General features: G+C 36.1%; 11 protein-coding genes and 1 rRNA gene. 3 read left to right on the forward strand and 9 right to left on the reverse strand.

The genetic code is table 11. The annotated features are described in order from the left end of the window. Nucleotides 1-47 precede the first annotated feature (47 nt). Nucleotides 48-2,330, reverse strand: coding sequence for a TIGR03545 family protein (locus HNP77_RS04535; protein ID WP_184651956.1), 2,283 nt, complete (start codon nt 2,328-2,330; stop codon nt 48-50). A 15-nt stretch (nt 2,331-2,345) separates the two neighbouring features. Beyond that, entirely contained in the window at nt 2,346-2,858 is a 513-nt protein-coding gene (locus HNP77_RS04540) for a TIGR03546 family protein (protein ID WP_246428849.1), read from the reverse strand. A gap of 115 nt (nt 2,859-2,973) precedes the next feature. Between HNP77_RS04540 and HNP77_RS04545 the strand changes: the two genes are divergently transcribed. Then, the gene (locus HNP77_RS04545) at nt 2,974-3,915 is read left to right on the forward strand and encodes a DUF1848 domain-containing protein (protein ID WP_184651957.1); all 942 of its coding nucleotides are present in this window, start codon (nt 2,974-2,976) and stop codon (nt 3,913-3,915) included. Between the two features lie 49 nt (nt 3,916-3,964). Further along, nucleotides 3,965-5,134, forward strand: a complete 1,170-nt coding sequence (locus tag HNP77_RS04550) for an N-acetylneuraminate synthase family protein (protein ID WP_184651958.1) — start codon at nt 3,965-3,967, stop codon at nt 5,132-5,134. A gap of 4 nt (nt 5,135-5,138) precedes the next feature. Here HNP77_RS04550 and HNP77_RS04555 read toward each other — a convergent pair whose 3' ends face one another. Further along, nucleotides 5,139-5,933, reverse strand: a complete 795-nt coding sequence (locus HNP77_RS04555) for a type III pantothenate kinase (RefSeq protein ID WP_184651959.1) — start codon at nt 5,931-5,933, stop codon at nt 5,139-5,141. 60 nt (nt 5,934-5,993) lie between these two features. Continuing rightward, nucleotides 5,994-6,671, reverse strand: coding sequence for an MgtC/SapB family protein (locus tag HNP77_RS04560; protein WP_184651960.1), 678 nt, complete (start codon nt 6,669-6,671; stop codon nt 5,994-5,996). 104 nt (nt 6,672-6,775) lie between these two features. Here HNP77_RS04560 and hisS point away from each other — a divergent pair, with 104 nt between their 5' ends. Beyond that, complete coding sequence (gene hisS, locus HNP77_RS04565; protein WP_184651961.1) at nt 6,776-8,077, forward strand: histidine--tRNA ligase; 1,302 nt, start codon at nt 6,776-6,778, stop codon at nt 8,075-8,077. A gap of 68 nt (nt 8,078-8,145) precedes the next feature. Here hisS and HNP77_RS04570 read toward each other — a convergent pair whose 3' ends face one another. The 5 genes from HNP77_RS04570 to rrf all read right to left on the reverse strand — a co-directional run. After that, complete coding sequence (locus tag HNP77_RS04570) at nt 8,146-8,397, reverse strand: hypothetical protein (protein ID WP_184651962.1); 252 nt, start codon at nt 8,395-8,397, stop codon at nt 8,146-8,148. 108 nt (nt 8,398-8,505) lie between these two features. Next, a complete protein-coding gene (locus tag HNP77_RS04575; protein ID WP_184651963.1) occupies nt 8,506-8,916 on the reverse strand; it encodes a (deoxy)nucleoside triphosphate pyrophosphohydrolase in 411 nt (136 codons plus the stop codon). A gap of 9 nt (nt 8,917-8,925) precedes the next feature. Then, nucleotides 8,926-9,408 carry a hypothetical protein gene (locus tag HNP77_RS04580; RefSeq protein ID WP_184651964.1) on the reverse strand — a complete coding sequence of 161 codons (483 nt, stop codon included), beginning with the start codon at nt 9,406-9,408 and terminating at the stop codon, nt 8,926-8,928. Between the two features lie 63 nt (nt 9,409-9,471). Next, nucleotides 9,472-10,641 (reverse strand): metallophosphoesterase, encoded by a 1,170-nt coding sequence (locus tag HNP77_RS04585; protein ID WP_184651965.1) that lies wholly within the window; start codon nt 10,639-10,641, stop codon nt 9,472-9,474. 307 nt (nt 10,642-10,948) lie between these two features. After that, a 5S ribosomal RNA gene (gene rrf, locus HNP77_RS04590) occupies nt 10,949-11,036 on the reverse strand; the annotation flags it as partial.

Consider the following 11,036-nt stretch of genomic DNA (forward strand, 5'->3'; position numbering starts at 1 on the left):
ATCCCTGAAAGCCCCGTATGATAAATCCGGTACAAATATTTTACAAATTAAAACGGAAGCTTTAAATTGTTCTTTTTGTTTTCTGTCCCTGATGTTGAACCGGAAGAACCTGTAAGCCCCTTTATTAAGGCATCAGCTGCATCCTTCTTTGCAGATTCAACAGCTGAATTTACGGCATTTTCCGTTAAGGATGAAAATTCTTTCTTTTTCTGTTCAAGAACCTTCTGAAGATCATCAACTCTCAAAGACTGAACATTCACATCCCCTTCTATTCCCATTACTTCCTTAACCTTCAGAAGAGCAGTACCTGAAGATGAATTAATTTTTTCATTAAGGCGCCGTATTACTTCTTCCGTAACATCATCTGCAACACCATAAGCAGCAGCTTTTAATCCTTTTTCAAACTGAGAAGCAAAATTTCCGCTTAAATCAAATATAACCCCTTCAGTGTCTGTATATCCCATCATACAATTCATTGACAGATCCGTTACAGCTGCCAGAGCCTGGTTATAATATTTTGTCGCTGTTTCATTGGAAAAACCGTCTGAGGTAAGACTTACAGGCTTCAAATCAACTTTTCCGCCAAGAGTAAATCCTTCCTCTCCTGCCGTACCGCTGAACTTAAGATTCATTTTTCCGTCAACTGAAGGAATTCCATTTTCCTTTGCAATTTTCTGTCCGTCAACAGAAGCCTTAAAGCCATTACCTGAATAATCAGCAGCTATAAGAGGAGCTGCAGTTTCTGAACGGGCATCAACTGTCAATGCAGCATTATGAGTTACCCCATAATAAGAATAGGAACATTTAAACTCACACGGTTTATTTCGCACATCAGGGTTACTTGCAACTTCTGTAAGTTCCGCAGAAAATGAAGGTCCCGATACATAAACATGTTCGATAAGGAAAGCAGGATACTCATCTGAATACCAGAAAGTTGTTCCTTCCATTCTTGAATGTGTTTTCTTTTCGATTCTCTTAACTTCGCCTTCTGCAGCTTTTTTCTGTTTTTCTGCAATGGCATTCTTCCTGACTTCCAGTGCATAATCAACAAGCTTCTGGGCATAAGGATAGTATTTACCCATTAAATCATAGCCTACAGTATTAAGAGCCTGCGTAAGGAATCCTTTTGGATTTGCAATAGTTCCGATGAGTGAAGAAACTCTGTTTTTTACAAAATCTGAATCATGAGCTACAGCATCCGTAAGTGATGCTGATGTTTTTTTAAGTGAATCAAAATCAGAAGCAACTTCCTTCTGAGCGGAAGCCATTCTGTATTTTATTCCATTTTTATTCGTTTCATCAAATTCTTTCAGCAAGGAATCAAGTGTTTCTATAGCTTTCAGTACAGAGGCCGGATCATTCTTATTTACACTATTAAGACTCTTTAACTTTTCATTAATTTCTGCTGTTTTAGCATCAACCTCAGCTTTAAGCTCAGCAGGGCGGGTTTTCCATTTATCTGAAAGTTCAACAGCCTTTTCTTCTGCAGTCTTTGCAGCCTGAGGAGTCTGAAGTTCAGCAGTAAAATTTTCTACGATAGAATCAACATCTTCTCCGCCTACAAGCTGTGCGGCCTGCATCTTGAGATCTTCAAGAGCAAGATTTGTGCGGGCTTTCAACGCCTTTGTAAAAGCACTTTCCTGGTTAGTCTTAGATTTCGGCTTTATATAGCAGCTCGTGCTGCGTTTAGTATTAAACTGCATTCCGGAGCACTCAAGATTCTCGCAGACAAATTTTCCCCTGAGAATCTGGGTTAAATTAAAGTCAAAATCAATCGTTTCAATTTCAAAAAGATTTCTGTAATATGAATTCTTATTACCTACAGCAAGCCCTTTAACCTTAATCTGAGCACCAAGAATTTCAACCTTAACAGAATCTACATCCGTCTTTGCCTCAAAAATACCTTCACATGCAGAAACAATAGCATTTTTTACTATTACATTCTTAAAGGTTACCACAACAAAAACAATAGCAGCCATGGCGCAGGCCGTCGCTATAAGCGGAAGCAGCTTTATTCTTCCTTTCTGGGCTTTAATCTCCTTTGCAAGAGTCTTAAACCTCTGAAGTTCTACCTTCGTATATTTCTGATTCAAATCAATACACAGAAAGTCTTTTTTCTCAGGATTATTTCCTTTTGAAAACATAGACTTAACGTCATTTTTATCTTTGGGAACATACAGCTTTGAAAGAATCTTCTTCTCAAACTTCTTGTCTGTATATGCTTTCTTAAAAATAGAAGGAAGTTTTTTAGCCGGATACAGTTTCTTTTCTTTCTTCTGTTTCTTTGCAACAGGAGATTTTTTTTCTACTGTTTCTTTTTTATCTGCCATATCAATAAATCTCCTTTAAATCTTGGAAGCAAGAGACGAAAGTTTCTGAATGAGAGGAATCTGTTTTGTAAGTTTTACTATGCGGCTCCGACGGACTGCATCAGCAAAATACTTTCTCCACAACCATATTCCAAGCCTTCCAAAAACATATGCCGGAATATAACAGGCTAATCCTATGATAAGGCTTCCCATGACTACGGTATTATTAAATTTTGTAAAAGCAACAAAAGGTATATCAAGCAGTTTTGTATAAACAGGAATCAAAGACTCCTTCACAAGGATCCAGTAACCGACTGAATTGAAAACGTCATCAAGCAATGGAGCAAACAGAGCTGCAACTATCACAGTCAAAGAAAAGGTTGCCCTTTGAATTCTCATGAAAAAAATAAAAACGAAAAGGAGAACCCATAACAGATTTCCTTTAGGCATAAAACCAAGAAGAACACCGCATGCAAAAGCATGAGCAATTGCCCCGGGGTCAGTGTTCGAACTAAATGCATTAATCATTTTTATCAAAGTTTTCAGCATAATGGATATTTTAACATCGATAAGCAAAAAAACACAATATTAGAGAATAATAAAACACTTCAGGCCTCAATAAAAACATCTGTAAAAACAGAAAAAAAAATGCTAGACTTCTACCATGATTATAAACACAGGCGGAAGAACAGATCTGGCACATTATTATCCGCAATGGCTTTTGCAACGCTTCAAAGAAGGATTTGTATATGTCCGGAACCCGCTGTATCCCGAAAAAATAACAAAATACCTTCTCTCTCCAGAAACTGTTGACTGTGTTATTTTCTGCTCAAAAAACTATGCTCCGCTTTTAGATCGGATTACAGAAATTACAGACAAATTCAACACTTATTTTTTTTATACCATAACAGCTTATGGAAAAGATATTGAAAAAGGAATTCCAGACATCGACAAATCCATAGATACATTAATAAAACTGGAAAAAATCGTCGGTAAAGAAAGAATTTCCTGGAGATATGATCCCGTACTCCTTACAAAAAAATATACAGTACAGCAGCACCTGATAACTTTTGAACACATGACAGCCAGGCTTCATTCCCATGTAAGAAACTGCATATTCAGTTTTGTACAGATTTATAAAAAAATTGAATCTAACTTTCCTGAACTGGAAGAAATTTCTCCTGAGAATAAAGATATACTTGCAAGAGGATTCGGAAAAATTGCTGCAAAATACAGAATGCAGATTAAAACCTGTGCAGAAAAAAACGACTATACATCATACGGAATTCAAAAATCAGGCTGCGTTACCTTAAATGAAATAGCAGATTCAAACGACCTCAAATTCAAAGAACTTAAACATTCAGGAATGCGTAAAAACTGCAGATGCATACAAAGCAATGATATAGGTGCCTATGACACGTGTCCGGGAGGCTGCCGTTACTGCTATGCAAATTCCGACCACGAACTTGCAGAAAAAAATTACAGGACCCATGATTTTAAATCCCCGATTTTAACAGGAAAAATCTCAACTTCAGAACAAATAACAAATGCAAAACAAAAAAGTTTTCTTGTTAATCCTCCACCTCAGCTTCTTCTATTTGAATGATGAAGCGGAACAGTTAAAATATGCAAATTAATAATTACAGAAGGATAATATGGAAATAGTAGCAGAAATAGGAACTTCACATTCCGGAGACATAGAAAAAGCAAAAAAAATGATTGCTTCAGCAGCAGAAAACGGTGCAACCGTAATAAAGTTTCAATGGGTATACGCCAATGAAATTCTTCATCCGGATACAGGTTTTGTTGAATTACCGGGTGGCAGGATTCCTCTGTACCAGAAATTCAAAAGCCTTGAAGTTAAAAAAGAATTCTTTGAGGAATGCCTTAAATACACACATAAATGCGGAGCAAAATTTCTCTGCAGTCCCTTCGGAAAACAAAGCCTCGAAGAATTAATATCCATAAATCCGGACATGATAAAAATTGCTTCTCCAGAATTAAACCATATTCCACTCCTAAAACGAGCTGCAGAAATTTGTAAAAATATTCCGATAGTAATATCCAGCGGAGTATCAACTCTTGGAGATATTGAAAAAGCCATAAATACACTTACAGACGGCGGAGTAAAAAAAGAAAACATAACTCTGCTTCACTGTTCAACATTTTACCCGACTCCAGAAGAAGAATATAATGTCAAAGTAATAAAAAATCTCAGCGCAGTTTTCGGAATCAAATGCGGAATAAGCGATCACTCCACAGATCCCGTCCTAATCCCCGTGCTCAATACAATTTGTGGCGGTGTAATGATTGAAAAACATTTTACTCTTTCAAACGAAACGGACGGACTGGATGATCCTGTAGCCCTGACTCCCCAAAAGTTTGCACTCATGTGCCATGCTGTAAAACAGACACAGGCAATAATTGAGCGGTACAGAAATGAAACAAACGCACTAAACGGAGCTTCAATACAGTTTACGCAGGACTATATTCCAGAATCAGCATTTGATTATGTAGTAAAAAATCTTTCCAGAGAATATTCAATGGAAAAAATAACCGCCTGTCTTGGAGACGGAATAAAACGTCTGGGAAAAAGTGAACGTCAGAACTACGGAAGAACAAACAGAAGCATTCATTACATGCACACAATGAAAAAAGGCGAACAGCTCAGGGAACAGGATCTCGGCATTCTCAGAACTGAAAAAATCCTTACCCCGGGGCTTCATCCTGATTTTCTTACCAAAATAATCGGTGCAAAATTAAGCCGGGATGTACAGAACGGAAGCGGAGTTCAATTGGAAGACCTGTTCATACAGGAGCAATAGCAGACTACTGCAATATTTTAGAAATACTCAGCAAACCTTTTACAGTCAGATCCTTATCAACAGAAGTAAAGCACTCTGTAATAGGTTTTAACACTGAATTAAGTCCTCCGGTAGCAATAACCCGAATTTCATCCTTTTCACCACGCAAAACTAATTCGGACTTTACCTGCGAAACAAGAGATTCAACAAGACCTTTATATCCAAGTACAACACCAGATTGAATTGCACCTTTCGTAGTAGCGCCTATGACATTAGAAGGTGCTTCAAGAGGAACAAAAGGAAGCTGAGCAGCATTAGTTGCAAGAGCCTTTACAGCAGTTCCAAGACCAGGACTGATTGTTCCTCCAAGAATTTCTCCAGAAGATGAAGTTACTGTAAGAGTAAGTGCAGTTCCAAAATCAACAACGATATTCGCATGATGCTCCAGCTCTTCCCATGCAGCAACTGCATTACATAAAAGATCCGTTCCCAATTCCCTTGTGGAATTTTCAGGAAGATGAACAGGAAGCTTTCTTTCAAGAGCCATGGCAGAAGTAAGAACCAGAGGCTGAACTTTACATACTCTCTGACAGACAACAACAAAAGGGCCAATCAAAGCCGGAACGACAGAAGAAATGACTGCCTTATCAAATTCAGAAACATCGATTCCTGCATCCCGTGCCAGAGTCAGAATAATGGAAGAATACTCATCTCCAGTCCGTCTAGTATCACTTGCAACCCTCCACTGAGTTACAATACGATCATTATCAAAAACGGCAATTACAACATTAGTATTACCGATATCAACAGCGAATAACATAAACTAAGAATAACAAAAATAAAAACTATAGTCCATTAATGATTTTTTTTTAGAAAAAAATTATCCCTCTGCAATACTTATCATTTTCAAATCGCCAAGATTACTTAAAATACCCGCCAGCTGCTCAAGATTATAATTCTTTGGAATTTTCACAATAAAACGCAGTGTCATTTCATGGGTATCCAGGGAATATGCCATATTCATATCCTGACGGACAAGATCAGCTTCCGAAACAGCTTTTTCAACTTCCGAAATCTTTATACCGTCTCCCAGGTATACAAGCGTTAAAATTTTAGTCTTTTCAGCAGGAAACATGTGTCCCTCTGCAATTCCCAGGAAAATAAGGCTTAATATTGAAAGAACAAGAGTTGCACCGGCTATAAAATAAGCCCCGATTCCACAGGCCAGTCCCGTTCCGCATGCAGCCCATATTACTGCAGCAGAAGTAATTCCCCGAATATTCATTCCCTGCCGTATAAATGCTCCGCCGCCAATAAAACCGATACCAGTAACAACACCTGCCGCAATTCGAGTCGGATCTCCGGGAACAGCACTATTTTCTGCCATCAGGTATGATACCATTCCCATTGACATGGATGAAGTGCTGATCAATATCAGGGTTCTGATTCCAACAGAATGAAAACGTCTTTTACGCTCAAGTCCGAGAAAAAGTCCGCATAAAAATGAAGCAAAAAGTTTCACTAAACAATCTACATAAAAATTATCAAAAACATACATAAAAATATTTTATCACAAAAAATTAAAATTAAAACGTTAAAATTTTTCATGATATTTTTCTAATAGTTGTAAATTCCTCCAATAAACTATAAAATGCTTTCATTATGGCAGATTTAATTCAACCGAAAGTTTTAAAAGGTTTCAGAGACTTTCTCCCTCAAGATGAAATTTTACGTGCAGATTTACAGGAAAAACTTACACGAACATATAGGGCATATGGATTTGTACCTATTGATACGCCAGTACTGGAATACACTGAAATTCTTCTAAGAAAAAGTAATGGTGAAACGGAAAAACAGGTTTTTCGTTTTGAAGATAATGGCGGTCGGGATGTAGCAATGCGTTTTGACCTTACAGTTCCTTTTGCAAGGTACACGGCAGAACACAGAGAGGAACTCTATTTCCCATTCAAACGCTATCATATTGCAAAAGTATGGAGAGGCGAAAAACCTCAGGCAGGACGCTATCGTGAATTCGTACAATGCGATTTTGATACAGTAGGAAGTGACAGTGCTACGGCAGATTTTGAAACTCTGGCACTCATGAAGGCTGCATTAAAAGAAATTGGTGTTGAAAAAATTACTATTCATGTAAATCATCGTGGAATTTTCAATAGATTTCTCGAAAAAATAGGCGCTTCTGAAAAATCTGAGGATGTACTCCGCATTGTAGATAAAATCGCAAAAGTTGGAGAAGATGAAGTTTTAAAAGAACTTACAGAAGTTTTAGGAAGTGAAAATTCTGCACGCCAGATTACTCAGTACATTAAACCAAAATCATCATGGGATGAAACTCTCACTCACATCGAAAGCCTTGCTGGCGGAGAATCAGAAGATACAAAAAGAATGAAAGACATTCACGAAATGATGAAAGCTTCAGGAATTGAGGAGACCTATGTACTTGATCCAAGCATCACCAGAGGGCTCGATTACTATACGGGTGTTGTTTATGAAACATTCCTCAACGACTTACCTTCAATAGGATCGGTATGCTCAGGAGGAAGATACGACAATCTTGCAGGGCTTTACATGAAAGATAAAGTTCCTGGTGTAGGAGCTTCAATCGGTTTGGATCGACTTATTGCAGGCCTCAATGAACTGGGACTTATAAATGCAAAAGGGTCTTATCTTGATGCCGAAATATTCAATACCGAAGAATCACTTGCAATTCATTATCAGAAGGTAGCAGGCGAATTAAGACAAAAGGATATTTCTGTTGAAGTATTTCCTGATTGTATAAAAATGAACAGACAGTACAATGTAACAGAAAAAAAAGGAATGAAATGGGGAATCATAATTTCAAAAGAACAGTCTGATAAAAACCTGCTGACACTAAAAAACCTTAAAACAAGAGAGCAGTTCATCGATTTGACAGTTGATGAAGCTGCATTAAAAATCAAAGACTAAAAAAAAATCCCAAAACGAAAAGTTTCAAACAAAAAAAGACATTTCGTTTTGGGATTTTTCATCAGTAGCTATTTTTTTTCAAGCAGATATTTGCTTCCAGTCTGAGCTTTCAATTCAGTATCATATACAAGAATACTTGAAGCATCCAGCCAGCCTTTAGAAAATCTATACCAGACAAGATCTTTAGTCCTTAGTACACCAATGATACGCTCCACATCCCCAAGTCGCCCATGAGCAGTAATATTACTATCAAAGTCACCTTCACTTCTATACGCAACAAACGGTTCATTTATCAGAGCCCATTGAATATCAGGATTCATACAGTCTGGATTCTTTAATTCCAAACTTATTGGTTTTGTCTTTGAACATGAAAGGAAAAAACTGGATAAAAAAAACAGCAATGTTATATAAATATAATATTTCATTTTTTAACGCTTACTTTCAAAATAATTTTTACAAATATCCATTATGGAAAAATCACTGTCAACAAAACAATTCTTATCAATATCGGAAAAGAAAACCCATCGATATTCAGAATGTTCAGACAGAGTGAATCTTTTTTCTAGTCCATCATGAGGAAAACTGACTTCATAAACATGAAGTTCAAGATTAACATCACAATTAATAAAGTTTTTTTTACAGATTCTGTTAACAATAGTAACATCAATACCAAATTCCTCTTTCATTTCTCGAATAATGGCTGATTCATCCGACTCATTTTTTTCCACCTTGCCCCCGGGAAATTCCCAACGGTTTCCCATCTGTCCGACAGGATTACGTTTAGCGATAAAAACTTTTCCATCTCGAACGCAAAGACAAACAACAGAAATTTTACTCATCAGCTGCTCTTAAAAAATAATAATTCCAGGCATAATAAAATGAAGTACTGCAACAGCAAAACATCCTATTCCAATATATTTTCGAGAATCAAGAAAAACTGCTTTCACACTATCCGGAATGAGCTCAGGTTCTGAAGCAGAAACATAATAATATTCCACAAGAAGTGATAATCCAGAAAAAATACCGACTGCAGATGGAAGCAAATCTCCAAGAACAGGTATTCCATTATACGCTGAAATAAACTTTATTAATCCTACAAAAACAGTTAGAATTCCCACAACAAGACGAAATGTACCATTATCAAGCCCTGGAATATGTATTTCTGCATTATCAACACCATTTGTCAAATCTGCATCTTTATCATTTTCTTCCAAATCGTCAACACTGCTTTCTGCACCCATAATTGTAGAATCTGCGAAATTTTTTCCATAAATTAAAATAAAAGCTGTAATCAAGTTAAAAACAACTGAAAGTAAATAAAACTGAACCATAACTTTCCCCTATTTTTTTCTAAAATCCCTATATACCCTTATTATAATCGGTAAAACAAAAAACTATCTTGAAGAAAAACGCTCATTCCAATCCCAATCTATATCTAAGGAAAAATCACTATCAGCATCAATTTCAAAAGTATTAAACTCCGTACTATACGTCTGAACGTTTATTATCTTTCGTTTCATATCGAAATTCATAAGACGTAAAAAACCGTCTCCACAAGGTTTTGCAGACCCCTTAAAACCATTTATTTTCCAATAATCAGCTCTTTTCTGATAATTTGATACGATAGAATAAACTTTATATCCGTCATCATCTATATCAACACGCATACCTTCCCCGCTTGAAACATCAAAAACATGTCCGCACAAAACAAGAAAAATATTTTTATTCTTTCTTACCAATTTATTAAATATCTGCCGTCCGCCATTTCCTGTACCTTCAAGATGATGATGTAATCCTAAAAAACTATAATTTCCATTCTCAGTATCAACACGGTTATAACTTAAATACCCATGCGTAGCCACAATAACAGGCATGTCTTTATGATCATTAATTACCTGCTGTGCCCATTCTAATGCCTCATCAGATGGCTCAAACTCCAGTCCAATAAATAAGAACGTTCTTTCTCCTGCTTTAAAGATTGAATAAGAATTCAATCCATTTTCGCTTGCTCCGCCATACCATGATTTTTTAGAAAAATGTTTGGATGTTGGGCCAAAATATGTATTAAAGAAACTTCCTCCCTCAACTATAACATCACTTATCTTAAACGACCATTTCCAGTAATCATAATCATGATTACCAATTACAATTCCAAAGGGAATAACATCATCTAAAACAGTTACAGCCTGATCAGCATATTCCCATTCACATTTTTTTTTACTTCTTGTATTAACCATGTCACCTAAAAAAATTGCAAAAACAATACTTCCACCATTCTTAATTGAGTTTTTAGCAACAAACTCTGTCTGCCTTAACGCCATATCCCTGAAACCAGCAGGAAATGACTTTTTATACTCTTTCTGATATTTGTAATTAGTATAATTCTGAATATCTGGAAGAACTGCTATTGTAAAACGCTCAGGAGATTCATAGGGAAGAGATAAAGGAACTTCATTAACTTTATAATCAAAAGCTGTATAAAGCCTATTCCCAAATGTTGCACAGGAACTAAAAACAACGCATGAAATAAAAAAAAGTAAAAAAACAAAAAAATTATTTTTCATTAAAATTCACCCATTTACATTTTCTAAATAAATAATCTATTTAATAAAAACCTAATTAACTCTAATTACATTTTAAATAAATTCATAACAAAATCAATAAAAACTTAAAATAAACGTAATCATTCTACACATTTACAGCAAATACGTAAATCAGGAAATTAATAAAAAGAAGCAAAAAATTATTTAAATTTAGACTTATATTCTAGAACAAATTTGTATGTAAAAATAAAAAACTGCATCCCCCTGAAGTTAAACAAGTAGAATTCCATATTAGAGGTGCAGTTAAAAAAGGATTAACAAAAAAAAAAGCCGGCAGCTACCTACTTTCCCGCTAAAGAGCAGTATCATCGGCGCAGGAGAGCTTGACTTCCGTGTTCGGTATGGGAACGGGTATT

Origin of the sequence: Treponema rectale (assembly GCF_014202035.1) — a bacterium.
Classification (GTDB): Bacteria; Spirochaetota; Spirochaetia; order Treponematales; family Treponemataceae; genus Treponema_D; species Treponema_D rectale.